The organism is Saccharopolyspora sp. NPDC000995, from assembly GCF_053599315.1.
On record NZ_JBSFLZ010000002.1, the window covers coordinates 29,446 to 47,163 of the forward strand.

At 69.7% G+C, this 17,718-nt stretch carries 17 protein-coding genes and 1 pseudogene; 11 read left to right on the forward strand and 7 right to left on the reverse strand.

All coding sequences use genetic code 11. The annotated features are described in order from the left end of the window. Positions 1 to 108 precede the first annotated feature (108 nt). The 3 genes from ACWDKQ_RS01485 to ACWDKQ_RS01495 all read left to right on the forward strand — a co-directional run bounded on the left by ACWDKQ_RS01485 (position 109) and on the right by ACWDKQ_RS01495 (position 3,164). Entirely contained in the window at positions 109 to 795 is a 687-nt protein-coding gene (locus tag ACWDKQ_RS01485; RefSeq protein WP_450136809.1) for a response regulator transcription factor, read from the forward strand. Continuing rightward, a complete protein-coding gene (locus ACWDKQ_RS01490; RefSeq protein WP_450136810.1) occupies positions 792 to 2,165 on the forward strand; it encodes a sensor histidine kinase in 1,374 nt (457 codons plus the stop codon). Before ACWDKQ_RS01485 ends, ACWDKQ_RS01490 begins: the two co-directional genes overlap by 4 nt. A 150-nt stretch (positions 2,166 to 2,315) precedes the next feature. Next, a complete protein-coding gene (locus ACWDKQ_RS01495) occupies positions 2,316 to 3,164 on the forward strand; it encodes an NUDIX domain-containing protein (RefSeq protein ID WP_450136811.1) in 849 nt (282 codons plus the stop codon). Here ACWDKQ_RS01495 and ACWDKQ_RS01500 read toward each other — a convergent pair whose 3' ends face one another. Both ACWDKQ_RS01500 and trpS read right to left on the reverse strand, forming a co-directional pair. Then, the gene (locus ACWDKQ_RS01500; protein WP_450136812.1) at positions 3,165 to 3,824 is read right to left on the reverse strand and encodes a Uma2 family endonuclease; all 660 of its coding nucleotides are present in this window, start codon (positions 3,822 to 3,824) and stop codon (positions 3,165 to 3,167) included. Between the two features lie 136 nt (positions 3,825 to 3,960). Continuing rightward, entirely contained in the window at positions 3,961 to 4,926 is a 966-nt protein-coding gene (gene trpS / locus ACWDKQ_RS01505) for a tryptophan--tRNA ligase (protein WP_450136813.1), read from the reverse strand. A 209-nt stretch (positions 4,927 to 5,135) separates the two neighbouring features. Between trpS and ACWDKQ_RS01510 the strand changes: the two genes are divergently transcribed. Beyond that, positions 5,136 to 5,447 (forward strand): YciI family protein, encoded by a 312-nt coding sequence (locus ACWDKQ_RS01510; protein WP_029535177.1) that lies wholly within the window; start codon positions 5,136 to 5,138, stop codon positions 5,445 to 5,447. 42 nt (positions 5,448 to 5,489) lie between these two features. On the opposite strand, the gene ACWDKQ_RS01515 is transcribed toward ACWDKQ_RS01510, so the two are convergent. Next, positions 5,490 to 5,696, reverse strand: coding sequence for a hypothetical protein (locus ACWDKQ_RS01515; RefSeq protein ID WP_450136814.1), 207 nt, complete (start codon positions 5,694 to 5,696; stop codon positions 5,490 to 5,492). Positions 5,697 to 5,975: 279 nt separating this feature from the next. On the opposite strand from ACWDKQ_RS01515, the gene typA reads away from it, so the two are divergent. The 7 genes from typA (at position 5,976) to dapC (ending at position 13,813) form a co-directional block, all read left to right on the forward strand. Then, positions 5,976 to 7,895, forward strand: coding sequence for a translational GTPase TypA (typA, locus tag ACWDKQ_RS01520; RefSeq protein ID WP_450136815.1), 1,920 nt, complete (start codon positions 5,976 to 5,978; stop codon positions 7,893 to 7,895). 410 nt (positions 7,896 to 8,305) lie between these two features. Continuing rightward, positions 8,306 to 9,898 (forward strand): ABC transporter family substrate-binding protein, encoded by a 1,593-nt coding sequence (locus ACWDKQ_RS01525; RefSeq protein ID WP_450136816.1) that lies wholly within the window; start codon positions 8,306 to 8,308, stop codon positions 9,896 to 9,898. A 279-nt stretch (positions 9,899 to 10,177) separates the two neighbouring features. Continuing rightward, entirely contained in the window at positions 10,178 to 11,089 is a 912-nt protein-coding gene (gene mshB / locus ACWDKQ_RS01530) for an N-acetyl-1-D-myo-inositol-2-amino-2-deoxy-alpha-D-glucopyranoside deacetylase (RefSeq protein WP_450136817.1), read from the forward strand. Further along, positions 11,086 to 11,448, forward strand: a complete 363-nt coding sequence (locus tag ACWDKQ_RS01535) for a hypothetical protein (RefSeq protein WP_450136818.1) — start codon at positions 11,086 to 11,088, stop codon at positions 11,446 to 11,448. The genes mshB and ACWDKQ_RS01535 overlap by 4 nt, the downstream gene beginning before the upstream one ends. A 15-nt stretch (positions 11,449 to 11,463) precedes the next feature. Next, positions 11,464 to 12,231 carry a hypothetical protein gene (locus ACWDKQ_RS01540; RefSeq protein WP_450136819.1) on the forward strand — a complete coding sequence of 256 codons (768 nt, stop codon included), beginning with the start codon at positions 11,464 to 11,466 and terminating at the stop codon, positions 12,229 to 12,231. 140 nt (positions 12,232 to 12,371) lie between these two features. Further along, on the forward strand, positions 12,372 to 12,692 hold the full coding sequence (gene fdxA, locus ACWDKQ_RS01545; RefSeq protein WP_010694171.1) for a ferredoxin: 321 nt from the start codon (positions 12,372 to 12,374) through the stop codon (positions 12,690 to 12,692). After that, on the forward strand, positions 12,689 to 13,813 hold the full coding sequence (dapC, locus tag ACWDKQ_RS01550) for a succinyldiaminopimelate transaminase (RefSeq protein ID WP_450136820.1): 1,125 nt from the start codon (positions 12,689 to 12,691) through the stop codon (positions 13,811 to 13,813). The genes fdxA and dapC overlap by 4 nt, the downstream gene beginning before the upstream one ends. A gap of 244 nt (positions 13,814 to 14,057) precedes the next feature. On the opposite strand, the gene ACWDKQ_RS01555 is transcribed toward dapC, so the two are convergent. The 4 genes and pseudogenes from ACWDKQ_RS01555 to ACWDKQ_RS01570 all read right to left on the reverse strand — a co-directional run bounded on the left by ACWDKQ_RS01555 (position 14,058) and on the right by ACWDKQ_RS01570 (position 17,616). After that, positions 14,058 to 14,999 (reverse strand): CHAD domain-containing protein, encoded by a 942-nt coding sequence (locus tag ACWDKQ_RS01555; RefSeq protein WP_450136821.1) that lies wholly within the window; start codon positions 14,997 to 14,999, stop codon positions 14,058 to 14,060. Positions 15,000 to 15,367: 368 nt separating this feature from the next. Next, positions 15,368 to 16,354 carry a 2,3,4,5-tetrahydropyridine-2,6-dicarboxylate N-succinyltransferase gene (dapD, locus tag ACWDKQ_RS01560; protein WP_450136822.1) on the reverse strand — a complete coding sequence of 329 codons (987 nt, stop codon included), beginning with the start codon at positions 16,352 to 16,354 and terminating at the stop codon, positions 15,368 to 15,370. A gap of 179 nt (positions 16,355 to 16,533) precedes the next feature. Next, positions 16,534 to 16,989 (reverse strand): annotated as a pseudogene (locus tag ACWDKQ_RS01565) (LppA family lipoprotein); the annotation flags it as partial. Positions 16,990 to 17,007: 18 nt separating this feature from the next. Further along, entirely contained in the window at positions 17,008 to 17,616 is a 609-nt protein-coding gene (locus ACWDKQ_RS01570) for an alpha/beta hydrolase (RefSeq protein ID WP_450136823.1), read from the reverse strand. Positions 17,617 to 17,718: the final 102 nt, after the last annotated feature.

Below are 17,718 nucleotides of genomic sequence, written 5' to 3' on the forward strand. Positions count from 1 at the left end.
ATCCGGAGCGACTGCCAAGGCTGAGATCAACCTGAGAATGGGGCTCGGAGCTGAGATCATGCTGAGATTTCCCTGCCGTCGGGGTTGCCGGATCGGCATGCTTGGGCCATGGTTCCGCGGGTGTTGGTGGTGGACGACGAGCCGGGAGTTCGCGCTGCGCTGCGCCGCGGGTTGTCCGCCGAGGGCATGGACGTGACCGCCGCGGCCGACGGCACCGATGCCCTGCGCCTGGCCTCGACCGGCGCTTTCGACGTCGTCGTGCTGGACGTCATGCTGCCCGGCCTGTCCGGCTACCGGGTGCTGGAGCGGATGCGCGCCGACGACGTGAACACCCCGGTGTTGTTGATCTCGGCGAAGAACGGTGAGGTCGATCAGGCCGACGGACTGGATCTCGGCGCGGACGGTTACCTGGTCAAACCCTTCTCCTTCCTGGTGCTGGTCGCGCAGGTGCGCGCGTTACTGCGGCGCCGCGACTCCGCTGGGCGGCAGGCGAGCCTGCGGGTCGGCGAGCTGGAGATCGACCGGGCCACCCGCGAGGTGCGCTGGGCTGGCGAGGTGATCGCGCTCTCGCCGCGCGAATACGGGCTGCTGGTCGCGCTGGCCAGCCACCCGGAGGCGGTGGTGCCCAAAGACGACCTGCTGCGCATGGTGTGGGGCGAGGAGCAGTTCGTCACCCGCAACGTCGTCGAGGTGTACGTCGGTTACCTGCGCCGCAAGCTCGCCGCGGCCGGCGCCGGGGAACTGGTGCAGACCGTGCGCGGCCAGGGCTACCGGGTCTGCGTCGAAACGGCATGATCGCGCGCCTGCGCCGGTGGTGGCACCGACGCACCATCCAGTTCCGGACCAGCGTCGTGGCCGCCGCCGTTGCGCTGATCGGACTCGGCGTGATCGCGCACGTGAGCACCGGGGTCGTCAGCTGGCTGCTGATCGACTCGGTCGACACCGACTTGCAGCGCACCGCCACTACGACCGCGAGCCGCCTCGCCGGTGGGACCGCGCCCTCCGCCGTGACCACGCCCGAGATCCGGGTGCTGGATACCTCTGGCGCGCCGCTGGACGGGCTGCCCGAGACGAGCCTGCACCACTGGCAGATCGACGAGCTGCGCTCCGGCGACGGCGTGATCGACTTCGAGCCGCCCGCCGAAGTCCACCGGTGGCGCGGCGTCGTCGTGCCCGACCCGACCGGCCGGCCGCTGCTCGTCGTCACCGGCGCGAGACTGGTCGGGTTCACCGACACCGCAGGCAAGACCGGCCGCTTGCTCAGCTTCGGGTCGATCCTCGCCGCCGCGCTGGTCGGGCTGGCCACCTGGCTGGTGGTGCGCCGTTCGCTGCGCCCGGTGGAACGGATGCGGGTGGCCGCCGCCGGGCTCCCCGAAGGTCAGCGGCTGCCGGTGCCCGAGGCAGCCGACGAGATCCGCGCGCTCGCCGAAGAGCTCAACACCATGCTCGCCCGGCGCGACGCCGACACCGAGCGGTTGCGGCGGTTCACCGGCGATGCCGCGCACGAACTGCGCAACCCCGTCGCGTCCATCCGCGCCCAGGCCGAGGTCGCAGTGATTCACCCGGACCCGGAACTCGCCCACGAGACCCTCCAGGACATCGCACACGAAGCGCAGCGCCTGTCGGCCCTGGTGGAGAGCCTGCTCGCGTTGGCGCGGGCCGAGCGCGACACGGCCGCACCCGGGCAGCCGGTCGACCTCGTGACGGCGGTGCGCGCCGCCGCCGATCGGCTCGAACCGCCGGGCGCGCCCGGCACCGGCCCGCGGATCGCGGTGGAGGTCCCGGCCATACCGGTGCTGGTGCTGGCCGACCCGGCGGAGGTGTCGACGGTGCTCGACAACCTCGTCGGCAACGCGTTGCGCTACACCCGGACGCTGGTGCGGGTCTCAGTTTTCGCTGATGGCATGGGCTCCGCCGGAGCGGATTGGGTGCGGTTGGTGGTGGACGACGACGGGCCCGGAATCCCGAGGGCGCACCGCGAGCGGGTTTTCGACCGGTTCCACCGGGTCGAGCCGGACCGGGCGCGCAGCACCGGCGGTGCCGGGCTCGGGCTCGCCCTCGCGGCCGAGGCGGTGCGCCGTCGAGGCGGCGCGGTCCGGGCCTTGACATCGCCGGACGGCGGTGCCCGCGTCGAGGCGCGCTGGCCCCGGCACGCGACCGGCTGAGCGCCCGCGTCCTGCGGCAGTACCGGTTGCTGGCGCGGCTGCCGTTCGCCTGGCATTGAGGTGCGGTCGAGCGCGTAGTGCACCCAAGCAGCGCGGCCTCCGACCAGGCGGTGGCGGGTGACCCGCTCGGGTGGGGCAAAATGTCTGCACGTGTCGGTTTTGCGGAGCACCGGACTGATCGAGGCACCCCCGGCCACGGTGGGGGCCGCGCTGCGGCACACTCGCACCGCCGAGGTCGGGCTGGCCGCCCTCGGCGTCAATGGCCGCGCCGCGACCCGTCCGGCCGCGCTGCTCGTCCCCGGTGACGAGATCGTCTTCCACACCAGAATCGCCCGCCTCCCTGCCGATCTGACTACTCGAATCGTGCGCGCCGATGCCGACACGATGAGTTCCGTGCTCATTTCCGGCCCGCTGCCGGAATTGCGCCACGAATCGGTACTCGCCGAGGTCGGACCCCGGACGCTGGTAACCGACTCGTTGCACTGGACGACGCCGTTGGGCCCGCTGGGACGGCTCGCCGACATCACCGTCGTCCGCCGGTTCGTGCTGGACGTTCTGGCCGCGCGAATCGCCGCCGTGCGCGAGCTCGCCGAATCCTGGTCGTCCCGGCCGATCGTCGTCGGCACCGCAATCGTCCACAAGGGACTACTGCTGGCGCAGCAACGCCGCTACCCGGCGCCGGATGCGGGCCGCTGGGAACTGCCCGGCGGCCGGGTCGAGCCGGGCGAGGACGAACCCATCGCCGTAATCCGGGAATGCCGGGAGGAACTCGCCGTCGAGGTTCGCCCGACCGGCCGCGTCGGCACCGACGTCCCGCTCAGCAACGGAATGCTCCTGCGCATCCACGCGGCCGAACTCGCGGACCCCACGGCAACACCGAAAGCGGTGGAGCACAACGAAGTCCGCTGGGTGTCGGCGGACGAACTGGCCGAACTCGACTGGCTCGACGCCGACCGGGTCCTGGTCCACTCCCTCCGCGAGCTACTCGCGGAGGCCTAACTAAGGCTCCAGCAGCTCGGCTGGGTCGAATGACAGCGGGAACGGCAGCTCTGTTTCGAAGATCTCGACTTCGGAGCCCCTGGCCTGTGGTCGATATTTGCCGTCCTGCAACCGCAGCAGTTCGACGTCCACGCGGCCGTCTGAGTAATCCACTTCAACGCGCATGAAGTAGGGGATGCCGACTTTGGCGCACCTCGCGGGTTTGTTGACGCGGTCGTACTGCTTGCTGGACGGCGATACGCATTCGCCGGCGAGCAGCACATCCTCGGGGGGAATCCAGATGCGCCCCTGGCCGGATTGCTTCAGTACGACGAAGTCCGGTTCGATCCACTTCTTCACATCGAGCAGTACGTTGACTGTCAGGTAGAAGCGGTACCCGCTCTTGGACGCTGTCAGTTCCAGGTATTTCCCCAGCGTCCACACGGCGAACATATTGGCCGTTCCTTCGCGCGGGCTCATGATCAGCTTCCCGTCCAGGCACTCGTACTTGACCGGGGGCATCCCCGGGATCGGTAGGTACCTTTCGGCAAGCTCGGGCGTCCACAGGCCGTCCAGGTCAACGAGCGGATCGAACGGGGCGTGTGGGTCGAACGATGGTGCAGCCACGGCGGCACTCCTCTCGACCAAGAACGCGGTGTTGCCTTCCTTCACGGTACCCATGAGTCCAGGCTGCCGATACTGATCAGGTGTTCGCCAGGTGATCCACTCGAACTAGTGAACGAATGCGCAGGTAGTGCAGGGCGAAGGGCGCCCGTGACCCAGTGGCCGGGTCGCGGGCGCCCCTCGCCGGAGCGGATCAGCGCAGACCGGTGACGCGGAGGGCGCCTTGCAGGCGGGGCTGCGCCCGTTCGCTCGCTCGCTTCGCCCCGTGCGCCCGGATGCGGTCCAGCTCCATCGGGGCGTCCAGCAGCTCCCGGGCGCGTTCACGCACCGGTCGCAGCTCCTCGATCACCGCCTCGGCCACCGCCTCCTTGAGCTCCGCGTAGGTGCTCGCAGATTCCGTTGCGGCGTAAGGGCTCGTGCCGTTGCAGGCGGCGAGGATCTCCAGGAGGTTCGCCACGCCCGGCCGACCGTCCGGGTCGTACCGCACCTCGTCGAGGCCGTCCGTGACCGCGCGGCGGAACTTGCGCCGGATGGCGTCCGGCTCATCGAGCACGAAGACCACGCCGGGGCTCTGCTGGTTGGACTTCTCCATCTTGCGCGTCGGGTCGGCGAGATCACGGATCCGCGCCGCGGTCTTGGGTACCACGGCCTCCGGTATGACGAAGACGTCGCCGTAGTTGGCGTTGAACCGGCGGGCCAGCGTACGGGCCAGCTCCACGTGCTGGTCCTGGTCGCTGCCGACCGGCACCTGGGTGGCGCCCTGCAGCAGGATGTCGGCGGCCATCAGCACCGGATACGTCAGCAGGCCGACCCGGACCGACTCCTGCCCGGCACCCCGCTCCTTGAACTGGATCATCCGGGCGGCCTCGCCGTAGGAGCAGGTGCATTCCAGGATCCAGTTCAGCGTCCCCAGTTCGCCGACCAGATCCGATTGCACGAACAGCGAATCGGGTTCGATGCCCGCCGCGAGCAGTACGGCGAACTGCTCCCGGGTCAGCGAGCGCAGCCGCTGCGGACGGTGCGGGGTGGTCATGGCGTGCAGGTCGGAGACGAAGAACAGGTCTGCGGGTTCGCGCTCTGCGGCCCACCGCCGCACGGCGCCAAGGTAGTTGCCCAGCTGGACGTGGCCGGACGGGGTGATGCCGGACAGGCGGGTCATTGGTCTCTCCCGGGTCTTGGGCCGCTGCCCGCCAGGATCGACCTCATGCAGCTCGGCCGCCCGGCGGAGCGGCCGATGATCTGCGTGTCAGTGCACGATGTCGCTGGGCCGCCCTCGGACGGCCCACCACATGTTCGACATTGCGCGCACGCCGCAATGTTACCGCTTGGTGATCGGCAGCGGTCAAGGAGAAGGGCTACGGTGAAAGAATGTTTGTAGTGCTGCTGCAATACACCGCGCCAGAATCGGATATCGACGGTCAACTGGTAGATCACTACGAATGGGTTACCCAGCATTACGACGCTGGCGACTTCATCGCCGCCGGCCACCGCCATCCGCGCAGCGGCGGGGTGATCATCGCCCGGGCGATGTCCCGGGGCCGGCTCGACGCGATCCTCGCGACCGACCCGTTCGCGCTGCACAAACTCGCACGCTACGAGGTCATCGAGTTCACCGCGCTGCGGACGATCCCCGAGCTGGCGAAGTACGCCGACCCGCTGTCCCCTGCCGCTCGCAAGTAGTCCCAGAGCTATCCGCGAACCACGGCAGGTGCCGCGGTCAGATCATTTCGTGCTCTTTTTCTTTGCCTCTTTTTTGACCTTCTTTTGGGATTTCTTGACCTCTTCCGCCTTGGCCTCGCGCAGCAAGTCGCGCAGCACCACGATCGGGCAGCTCTTGCAGGGTGGTCGAGACCGACAACATTTCTTCTTGACCTTGATGGTGCCTTTGCCCACGGTTTGTTCTTCCGATGCCGAGACGGGGTTGGGCACAGGCTAGGCGAACCTAACCTTGATTGGCGAACTTGATGTTGGGAACCGGGCGTCAGATGTTGCGCTGGGCACGCGACGGCCGGTCCTGCATCAGGTTGCACTACCCTGGGGAGAGCCGCGCGTCGACGTGCGTGAGCCTCCGCTCGGCGGGGGTTGCGCCCATGAGCTCCGCAGCAGCGGCGCAGTGGAGCCGCGGCTCGGTGCCTTGCGGATCACCCCGCACCCGGACGAAGTCGACCAACCCGCCGCGCCCACCTGCGCCGATCCAGGAGTACCCGCGTGTCCGCCACCAGCGTCGCCGCCCTCATTCGCAGTGATCTGCGCAACGTCGCAATCGTTGCCCACGTCGATCACGGCAAGACCACCCTGGTGGATGCCATGTTGCGGCAGTCCGGGGCCTTCTCCGAACGTGCGGAGCTCGTCGACCGCGTGATGGACTCCAACGACCTGGAGCGGGAGAAGGGCATCACGATCCTCGCCAAGAACACCGCGGTCCGGCGGGAGACCGACGCCGGGCCGGTGACCATCAACGTGGTGGACACCCCCGGCCACGCCGACTTCGGCGGCGAGGTCGAGCGCGCCCTGTCGATGGTGGACGGGGTGCTGCTGCTGGTGGACGCCAGCGAAGGCCCGCTACCGCAGACCCGGTTCGTGCTGCGCAAGACGCTGGCCGCCGGACTGCCGGTGATCCTCGTGGTGAACAAGGTCGACCGCCCGGACGCCCGCTGCGCCGAGGTCGTCGAGGAGGCCCACGACCTGCTGCTGGAACTGGCCAGCGAGCTCGACGGCGAGGTCGAGCTCGACATGGAGGCGATCCTGGACCTGCCGGTCGTCTACGCCTCCGCTCGCGCCGGTCGGGCCTCGCTGGCCCAGCCGGTGGACGGCGAGCTGCCCGTCGAGGAGGACCTCACCGCGTTGTTCGACGTGCTGCTCAAGCACGTGCCCGCGCCGTCCGCGGACACCGAGGCGCCGCTGCGCGCGCTCGTGACGAACCTCGACGCGTCCTCCTTCCTCGGCCGCATCGCGCTGTGCCGCATCCACTCCGGCACGTTGCGCAAGGGCCAGACCGTCGGCTGGTGCCGCGCCGACGGCACCGTCGAGAAGGTCCGGCTCACCGAGCTGCTGATCACCGAGAATCTCGACCGGGTGCCGTGCAACGAGGCGTCCGCGGGCGATCTGGTGGCCATCGCCGGTATTCCGGACATCACCATCGGCGACACCCTCGCCGACCCCGACGCCCCCGAGCCGCTGCCCCGGATCACCGTCGACGACCCGGCGATCTCGATGACCATCGGCGTCAACACCTCGCCGCTGACCGGCCGCAACGGCGGCACCAAGGTCACCGCGCGGTTGGTGAAGAACCGGTTGGACGCCGAGCTGATCGGCAACGTCAGCATGAAGGTGCTGCCCACCGAGCGGCCCGATGCCTGGGAGGTGCAGGGCCGCGGCGAGCTGGCGCTGGCCATCCTGGTGGAGACCATGCGCCGGGAGGGCTTCGAGCTCACCGTCGGCAAGCCGCAGGTGGTCACCCGGACCATCGACGGCCAGCTGTGCGAGCCGTTCGAGCGGCTGACCATCGACGCCCCCGAGGAGCACCTCGGCGCGGTCACCCAGCTGCTGGCCGGCCGCAAGGGCCGGATGGAGACCATGGACGGGCACGGCACCGGCCGCATCAAGCTGGAGTACGTGGTGCCCGCCCGCGGCCTGATCGGGTTCCGCACCGAGTTCCTCACCGAAACCCGCGGTACCGGCATCGCCAACCACGTCTTCGAGGGCTATTTCCCGTGGGTGGGCGAGCTGCGCACTCGGCACACCGGTTCGCTGGTGGCCGACCGGGCCGGCTCGACCACCACCTATGCGCTGCTGCAGCTGGCCGACCGCGGCAGCTTCTTCGTGGAGCCGGGCAACGAGGTCTACGAGGGCATGGTGGTCGGGGAGAACCCGCGCGCCGAGGATCTCGATGTCAACATCACCAAGGAGAAGAAGCTCACCAACGTGCGGTCGTCCACCGCGGACGAGCTGGAGCGGCTGGCCAAGCCGCGGACGCTCGCGCTGGAGGAGGCGCTGGAGTTCTGCTCCGGTGACGAGTGCGTCGAGGTCGGCCCGGCGGCGATCCGGGTGCGCAAGGTGGTCTTGGACGGCACGACCCGCGCCCGCGAGCGTTCCCGCGCCAAGGCCCGCGACAACAACGCCAACTAAAGGCGTGCCCGGGTGGCGATTTCGCGCGAAATCGCTGTTCCGCGCTTGCTGAGCTCCTACGTCGAGCCCGCCCGGGATTTCGCCGATCCGCACGCGGCGCGGGTGGGCGGCGAGGACACTGGGCTTCGACCCCGGTGTCGATCATTTCGTCGACGGCAGGAACTATGGAGGGCTCTCGCGCGTCTTCCGCACGTGCGAGCCGCCCCGGGTGGGCCGGGGTGTTCTGGGGGAGCAGACGTGAGGGGAGGTTCGGCGTGTCCTTGGGTCGATGCCGCCCACTGGCCGCTGTCTGCCTGCTGGTGACAACCGTCAGCGTGGTGGCCGCCTGCACGAATGCGCCCCCGCCGCCGCTTGTGCCACCGCAACCCCCGACGCAGTCCTCGACGACCAGCGCTCCGCCTACGCAGCCGATGCCAGTGGAGGTCGTCGTCGGTGTCGACGAGCTCGAAGGCGGGTTCAACCCGCACACGCTCGCCGACCTGTCGCCGACGAGTTCGGCGCTGGCCAGCCTGATGCTGCCGTCGGTGTTCCGCCCGGCGCCGGAGGGCAACCTGCAGCTGGATGGCACGCTGATGGAGTCGGCCGAGGTGGTGCCGGACGCGGAGAAGTTCACCGTGCGCTACCGGATCCGACGCGAGGCCAACTGGTCCGACGGCGCACCGATCGCCGCCGAGGATTTCGTCTACCTGTGGGAACAGCTGCGCTCCCAGCCAGGGGTGGCCGACCCGGCCGGTTACCAGTTGATCGACGACGTGGCGTCGCGGCAGGGCGGTAAGACCGTCGACGTCACCTTCGCCAAGCCGTTCCCCGGCTGGCAGACGCTCTTCAACAACCTGCTGCCCGCGCACCTGCTGCGGGACGCGCCGCGCGGTTGGGCGACGGTGCTCGACGGCGGCTACCCGGCTTCTGGCGGGCCGTTCGCGATCCGGCAGATCGACCTCGACCGCGGCGAGATCATCCTGGAGCGCAACGACCGGTACTGGGGCCCGCCCGCGCAGTCGGACCGGATCGTGCTGCGCGCGATCGACAAGGCCCGCCAGGTCGAGGCGCTGCGCAGCGGCGACAGCCACCTGGCGGTGTTTGGTGCGGACCGGGGCACCATGCAGGCGCTTCATGACCTCGGCGACGCGGTGCAGCTGATCACCGTGCCCCGCCCAGCCACCATGGAGGTGCTGCTGCGGCACGACAGCCGGGCGCTGGCGGAGGTCAAGGTGCGCCGAGCGGTCCTCGCCGCGCTCGACCGGCCCGCGTTGATCGAGGCCGGTACCGGTGGCGGGCCTGCGGAGCAGCTCCAGGCGCACGCCCAGGTGCTCGCGCCGTCCGAGCGCGGCTACACGCCGACCGAACCGGGGCTGCCGGACCGGCCGGACCCCGCGCAGGTCGAGCGGCTGCTCAACGAGGCCGGGTACCACCGCGGCGGCGGAGATTGGCTGCGGGACGGGCGGCCGTTGAACCTGGTCATCGCGGCGCCGTTCGAGCACGAGTCCTACATCCGGATCGCCGAGGCGGCCGCGCGACAGCTGCGGGACCAGGGGATCCAGGCGACCGTGGTGACGCCGACCGGTGATCAGCTGTTCGGCGAGATGCTGTCGGCCAATCCGCAGTCCGGCGAGTCCGGCGGGTCGGGGTCGGTGGACATGGCCATCGCGCCGCGTCCGGCCGGGGGCGACCCGGCGGCGATGTTGGCGTCTTCGTACGGTTGCCCAGGCGTGGCCAAGGACAGCGAGAAGCCGTTCCCGTACAACGACGCCGGATTCTGCGACCGGCTGCTGCAGCCGACGATCGACGCGGCGGTGACCGGTCAGGTGCCGTTCTCCGAGGCGTCGGCAGCCGTCGAGCCCGTGCTGTGGCGCGACGCGGTCGCGCTGCCGCTGTATCAGCAGGCCCAGGTGATGGCGCTGCGCCGGGAAGTGACCGGCGTCGATGCGGGCAACGGCTTGGCCGGGCCGTTCTCCACCGCTGCCCGATGGGTCGGGACGCACGCCGACAGCGACGGTTATTAACCCGCGCGGGCGGGTTGCCAGGCGGCGTTTCGGCGGAAATCGCCGCCTCTCCAGCCCCTCCAGGGCGCCTTTCACCGTCCGTGATGGGATCGCGCGGCTACTTAAGCGGATTCGGAGCCTGCAAACTGCGGAGACGCCGCTGCCTTCGGCTTGCGGGCGTTTCCGTTCCGCCATGGGTGCCGTGACCCGGTGGGCTGTTCGCGGCGCGCCGATACGGACATTCGGGGTAATGCCGCTACCGTGCGCAGTGTGGTGGGCGCCGCAGATTAATCTGGTCCGGTGACGCTGACGGCCCCACCGAGGTTGCTGCTGGTACACGCACACCCAGACGACGAGACCCTCTGGACCGGCGGGACGATCGCCCGCTACGCCGCCCGCGGCGTGCAGGTGGTCGTGGTGACCTGCACCCTCGGCGAGGAAGGCGAGGTCATCCCCGAGAGTCTGTGGGGTTTGGCCTCGGACCAGGCCGACCAGCTCGGCGGTTACCGGGTCGGCGAGCTGCGCTCGGCCTGCGCCGCGCTGCGCGTGGCCGACCACCGGTTCCTCGGCGGCGTGGGGCGTTGGCGCGACTCCGGGATGCTCTGGGAGCAGCCGGGCCAGGCAGGCGCGCTGTCGACCGCACATCCGCGCGCTTTCGCCACCGGTGACCTGCAGGAGCAGACCGATGCGCTGGAAGCCGTGCTGCGCGAGGTGAAACCGCAGGTGGTCGTCAGCTACGCGGCCGACGGCGGCTACGGCCACCCAGACCACATCCGGGCCCACGAGGTGACTGCCGCGGCGGCCGCGAAGGTCTCCGACGTGCAGCGGGTGTTCTACGCGGTTGTGTCCCGCGACGTGGTCGCGAAGGGGCTTGCCGCGTTGGCGCAGGCCGAGGACCTGCCGTTCGAGCTGCCCCAGCCGCACGAGTTGGCCAGCGTCGACGACGAGTCCATCACCACGGTCGTCGACGTGTCCGAGCACCTGCCAGCCAAGATCAGCGCCCTGCGCGCGCACGGCACCCAGGTCAAGGTGTGGCTGGACCAGTGGCACAACGGCGAAGGCGTCGCGGCCTACGCGTTGTCCAACGGTGTCGCGCAGCCGGTCGTGACCTCCGAGCACTACGTGTTGGCGACGGGTGATCCGCAGGGCTGCCGGACGGATCTGTTCGGCGGGCTCGGGGTGAGCGGAACCGAGCCGGTGGGCGACCGTTGACCGCAGGTGACCGTGTGCTGCTCGGCTTCCTGCTGCTCGATGCCGTCCTGCTGGCCCTGATCGAGCTGCTGTTCCTCCCGTCCTACATCGGCTCCGTGCAGTTCCCGATCACGGCCGCGGTGGCGGTGGTGACCACGCCGCTGCTGGTGGCCGAGGCCGCGAGGCTCTCGCCGAGGCGCCGGGTGGCCGGTGCGCCGCTGCTGGTGTGGTTCGCGACGGTGTTCGTGTTCGGAGTTTTCGGGCCGGGTGGCGACATCGTGCTGCTAAACGATTGGCGCGCCTTGCTGCTGATCGGCGGTGGCGCATTGCCGAGCGCGCTGATGCTCGGAATCGTGATGGGGAAGAACCCCAGGACGTGAAGTCCGGGAGCGGCGATGGCTGAGGTGTTGACCGACGAGCGGATCGCGGCCGTGCTGCGGCCGTTCGTGCGAGCGACCGCGCCGGTGCTTGATGCCTTGCGCGAGTCGGATCCGCTGCGGCTGCGCGGCCGGACCGGGGAGCTGGAGGTGGGTGAGTCCGACGGGGCGCTGCGGAAGGTCCTGCGCCAGCTCGACGGGATGCAACTGCCCGGCAGTTCCGCCTGGTATGCGATGTCCGTCGAGGATCGCTGTGACTGGTGGGCATCGCGGGTCGGGAGGTTCCTTGCGCTGGTCGCCGGGCTGCCCCGGTTCGGCGGGGTGATCACATCGCGGCTGCCGATCCGCAACGCTGTCGGCATCACAGGGCAGGGCTTGGTGTTGTGCGCCATCGCCGCCGAGCACGGTGTGACCGACCAGGCCGTGAAGGTGCAGCTGATCGCGGAGGTGCTGCTCGAACGCGAGCTCTCGGCTGAGCTCGCGGCGGGGCACGCCGAGGACGACGAACGGGTCTCGGAACTCACCGAGGACATCGAGGCTTCGCGCCGGGAGCACGGCCAGCCGACGCCGAAGGCGGTCGCGCGCACGGTGTGGCGAATGGCACGTGCACTGTGGGAGATCGATTCGGAACTCGACAAGCGACCGCAGGGCCGCTTCTGCCACGACTTGCTCGGCAGCGTCCCGGTCGTCGGCGTCGTAGGTGGCTACCTGGGCGAAAGATCGGCTCTGCGCAAGGTCGGGCGGCTCGGCGCGCAGTGGTTGCGGGGCAATGGTTTACGCCGTTAACCCGGCATCGTAGAGTCGGTCCGGCTCCCGCGCTGTGGGACCAGTTACGTGCCCAGGGCGGGTACGAGAGATACTGTCAGCAGTCGCCTCAGGAGGTTCCTGAGCGCGAGTAGGATAACGCTTCGAGCAGGAGAGCAACCGTGACCTACGTGATCGCCGAGCCCTGCGTCGACGTGCTCGACAAGGCATGCATTGAGGAATGCCCTGTCGATTGCATCTACGAGGGCGGGCGGATGCTCTACATCCACCCCGATGAGTGCGTCGACTGCGGTGCCTGCGAACCGGTCTGCCCGGTGGAGGCCATCTACTACGAGGACGACGTGCCGGAGGAGTGGGCCGCCTACACCAAGGCGAACGTGGACTTCTTCGACGAGCTGGGCTCGCCGGGCGGTGCCGCGAAGGTGGGCAAGGTCGACAAGGACGTCGAGCCCATCAAGAGCCTGCCCCCGCAGGGCGAATGAGCTCCGAAACCGGTCCGGGCGCCCCGGCGCCCGGACCCCGGGGCCCGCAGCTGCCGGACTTCCCGTGGGACTCGCTGGCGGCTCAGACCGCCACAGCCCGGTCGCATCCGGACGGCATCGTCAACCTCTCGGTCGGCACGCCGGTCGACCCGGTGCCGGAGAACCTGCAGCGGGCGTTGTCGGCGGTGGCCGACCAGCCGGGCTACCCAACCACGCACGGCACCCCGGAGCTGCGCGAAGCCGCCGTCGCCGCGCTGCACCGGCGCCACGGCGTAACCGGCCTGGCGCCGGACGCGGTGGTGCCGACCATCGGCTCGAAGGAACTGGTGGCCTGGCTGCCGACGTTGCTCGGCGTCCGGCCCGGTGACATCGTCGCGATCCCGGACCTGGCCTACCCGACCTACGAGGTGGGCGCGAAGATCGCCGGCGCCGAGGTGGTCCGGCTCGCGCCCGGTGAGCTACCCCCTGCCGGAACCGCTTTGCTGTGGCTGAATTCCCCGTCCAACCCGACCGGGCGGGTGCTGGGCGCGCAGCGGCTCGCCGACTCGGTTCGGGCGGCGCGGGAACTCGGCGCGGTGGTGGCCTCCGACGAGTGCTACCTCGCGCTCGGGTGGGAAGCCGAACCGGTGTCGGTTCTGCACCCCTCGGTGAGCTCCGACTTCCGCGGCGTGCTCGCTTTGCATTCGCTGTCGAAGTCCTCGAACCTGGCGGGGTATCGCGCCGGTTTCATCACTGGCGATCCGGATCTGGTTGGGCGCCTGCTGGAGCTGCGCAAGCACGCGGGGATGCTCGTTCCGCGCCCGGTGCAGGAGGCGATCACTGCGGCGCTGAGCGACGACGCGCATGTGAGCGCGCAGCGCGAGCTCTACGCGGCGCGGCGGGCGGTGCTGCGGCCCGCGCTGGAGGCGGCGGGGTTCCGCATCGAGCACTCGCAGGCGGGCCTGTACCTGTGGGCGACCCGCGGTGACGATGCTTGGCAGACGGTGGATTGGTTGGCGCAGCGGGGAATTCTCGTCGCGCCGGGCACCTTCTACGGTCCGGCGGGCGACCGCCACGTCCGCATCGCCCTGACGGCGACGGATGAGCGCATCGCCGCAGTCGCCAAGCGCCTGGGTGAATGACCTGTTCAGCCCCGTGAGTGCTGGGTGCTGTAGGGGCTGTTTTGGAAGTGGCCGTCCGGGATGTGGTAGGCCGGGCTTTTGTCTTTGAAGCGGCGCCAGCCGCTTAGCCCACCTACGACACTTGCACCCCTGCGGGTTCTCAGACGTCTCTGGCGAGGACAGCCCCGATGCCGGGCATTGGTCCTCTATAGTCCTCTATAGCGCCTAAAAGCACTCACAGGCGCTTTGTCAGGGGGAAGCGCCGTCAGATCGCCGCGGCCGCGGTGTCCAGGTCTTCCCAAGCCGATTTCCACTGGGTTCGGCGTGCTGCCTTGCGCGTCTGTTCGCGCTCGACCAGGCGCCCCGCCACGAAGGCGACCGCGGCGTCGACGTCTTCGCCCAGGTTGCTGAGCAGAGCGCGGACGCGCTCCTCCGCGACGCAGGCATCTTGGTGTTCCCCGAGCACGTCCTGGAACTGCCGCGCCGCCTTGATCAGCTGCTGCATCGGTTTCCCGAACGCGGGCTGCGCCAGCTCCGCGGTGTAGCGCACCCGCTTGCCCCGGATGCGCAGCGCGTGCAGTTCGTCGTCGGCGGGCACTTCCGGTAGCTGTGCAACGGACTTCCGGAGTTTGCGGAACTGGCCGACCACCAGCCTGCGCAGCTCGCGCTCAGCGTCCATATCGGACTCCGGAGTCGGCAGTCCGCAGCGGAGCGCGTCGGCGACCCGACGGAGCAGGGCCAGGTACCGGTCGCTGTCCAGCGCGGTGAGCATCGCGACTCGCGCGAGGCCGTGCTCGGCCTCCAGCCCGGAAATCAGCCGGTCCGCTGCGGCGCGCTCGTCGGCCGGGAGGTCGGCGCTCTCCTCGCGGAGCCGCTCCAGCAATACGTCGAGATCGCGGACCGGGCCCAGCGCCTTGCCCAGCCAGCCCAGCTCCGCGCGCAGCGGCTCCGACCAGTCCTGATCGAGCAACGGTCGGCCGGACAGCAGCATCGCGCGCATCCGGCGCACCGATACCCGCATCTGGTGCAGTTCCTCGGGATCTTCGCCTCGTCTGGTGCCAGGATCGTGCGCGATCAGGGCGCGCAGGCGGGCGTCCAACCCGGCCCGGATGTGCTCGGCGAGGGGCGCCCGCCGATCGGCCGCCAAGGGCTCGGCGGGCAGTTCGACAACGCTCGTCAGGTCTCGTTGCTGCCAGCTGGTAGCCATTGCCAATGATAAAACCGACCGCCCCGCGCGATGCCTAATACATCCAGTGGAAACCGCCCGGATTGCCGGTGAAGGGCCCCATCTGGGAGCGTATGTGCTCTGACCAGTGGTTTTTTGGTTTGTGGATCTTGTCAGGACGTGTGGTGGCCGTGTCAGGCTGCGAGCTGATCGTTGGTCGTGACAAACGCACGCAATGCTGAGGCACCATCAGGCAACTCGAGGCGGCAAAGGCATGTGCTGCCGAATTACCTCAGAAACCACGATCCCCGCAACACCCTTAAATCCAGGGTGTTGCGGGGATCGCTAGAACCCGCCCCGGCCCGAGGTCGGTCGAAGGCGCCCTTCGTGGTGCCGGAAGCCCGTTCGGGTCAGTCGTTGGCGTGGAGCGCCGCGTTTAGCTCCACCTTTCCGCCAGTGCGGGCGGTGACCTCGATCGTTCCGGTGGTGGAGTTGCGGCGGTACAGCAGGCCATCCGAGCCGGACAGTTCCAGGGCCTTGGTGATGGTGCCGTCCGGCAGTGTCACCTTCGTGCCCGCCGTGAGGTACAGGCCCGCTTCCACGACGCAGTCGTCGCCCAGCGAGATGCCCACGCCGCCGTTGGCGCCGATCAGGCAGCGCTCGCCGATGGAGATGACCTCCTTGCCGCCGCCGGAGAGGGTGCCCATGATCGAGCCGCCGCCCCCGACGTCGGAGCCGTCGCCGACGACGACCCCGGCCGAGATCCGGCCCTCCACCATCGACGCGCCCAGCGTGCCGGCGTTGAAGTTGACGAAGCCCTCGTGCATCACGGTGGTGCCGCTGGCGAGGTGCGCGCCCAGCCGGACCCGGTCGGCGTCGCCGATGCGGATCCCGGACGGCACGACGTAGTCGACCATGCGTGGGAACTTGTCGACGCTGTAGACGGTGACTGCGCCGCGCGCCCGCAGTCGCAGCCGGGTTGCCTCGAAGCCCTCCACCGGGCACGGGCCGTGGTTGGTCCACACGACGTTGGCGAGCAGGCCGAACATCCCGTCGAGGTTCTGCCCGTGCGGGCGGACCAGGCGGTGCGACAGCAGGTGCAGGCGCAGGTAGATGTCGTGCGCGTCGACCGGCTCGTCGGAGAGCCGACTGATCTCGGTGCGCACCGCGACGACCTCGACCCCGCGGGCCTCGTCCCGTCCGAGCAGGGCTGCCCCGGCCTCGCCAAGGGACTCGGCTGCCTGCTCGGCGGTCAGCCGCGTGGTTCCGGACTGCCCCGGCTCGCCGAGCTTGACGGTGGGGAACCAGGTGTCCAGCACCGTGCCGTCGTCGGTCACGGTGGCCAGGCCCACGCCGTGGGCACCCGTGGTCTGCGGGTCGGGAGACTGTGCACTCATACCGGGAACGGTAATCGGCGCAGGTGGCGGCGGCCCGCAGGGGTGGGTCTCACCGGGCGCGCCGGACGGCCCGTGGGTGCCAGAGGCTAGGGCGGGGTAGTCGGGATCGGCGCAGCCCGGTCGGCGGCTTAGGTTCCGCTACCCGCATCGCTACGCGACACGAGTGTGGAAACAGGCTTTCAGCCCTTTGCGGCGGCGAGCAGGTGACAGCCTGTGGTGATCATCAGCACCGTGTCGGCTGCGGTGCCGAACTGGTAGACCGCGCCGTACTGATCATTGCCGATGATCTCGTGGTCGCCGCTGCGGTTGACGATGATTTCGGGCTCGCCGAAGCCGTACTCGACGGTAATCTCCTGGACGATCTCCACGGCCAGTGGCCACTGGTCGTCCGGGAGGTTGCCGGGCGCCCGCCACGACTCCAGCACCCGGCTCTCCGCGTCGAAGACGTCCGGGAACTCGGTGCAGCCAGCCCGGCTGACCGGGTCCGACATCGCCCACGACAGCGGCCCGACCTCTGTGTTGAGGCGGTCCAGCAGTCGCTGCTGCATCTGTTCGTAGCGCTCGCTGATCTCCTCGATGCTGGGGCGCTGGTGGAGCAGGCTGCGCGGGTCTTCCACGATTCCCCCGTCGGGTCGGTGCTGGCGGCGGTCGCCTCAGGAGATGATGCCGGAGATCATGTCGCCGATGCCGCGGCCATCGTCCTTGACCGCCCGATCCGGGACTCCGGCCACCACGGTGCTCATGTTCTGGCTGGTACTGCCGGTGGTGAAGTAGCTGCCTGTGACCCTCGACTCCCTTGCCGTGCTCGGAGCCTTCGCGGACAGGCCGGTCATCCCCGTCCAGCTGGCTGGGGTCGCCGCCGAAGCGGCCCAGGTCGGCCACCAGTCGTTGTTCGCCTCGATCCGGTACGAGTGCCCGGCCGGCACCCTGAGGTCCTTCACATCGTCGGTGCCCACGCCGGGCGAACCGGAGAACAGCGCGTCGTCGACGCCGTAGCCCTCGCGCTGCATCGCGTATCCGGGGATCGTGGAGCCGTAGGATTGGCCGATCGCGGTGAGGTGCGGGTCATCCTCCCGTGAGGCGTTGATCCGCCCTTTTGCAGTTCGGCCTTCCGCCCTTGCCGCGCGCAGCGCTCGTCGTCTACGCGGGCGCGCTTGGCCTTGTCGCGGACCTCGGCCGGGATGCCGTCGCGGTTGCCGAGCCAGGCGGGCGGATTCTTGAAATACGCCTCGCGTTCGGCGTCCGACAACCACTTCCACCATTTGGCGTTCTCCGCCGGACCGCCGTCGGCCGGAGGTTTGGCGGCTGCCGCCATGGTCTGCATCGAGGCGGCCGCGAGGGTGTCGCCCGCGCCGGGGTCGATG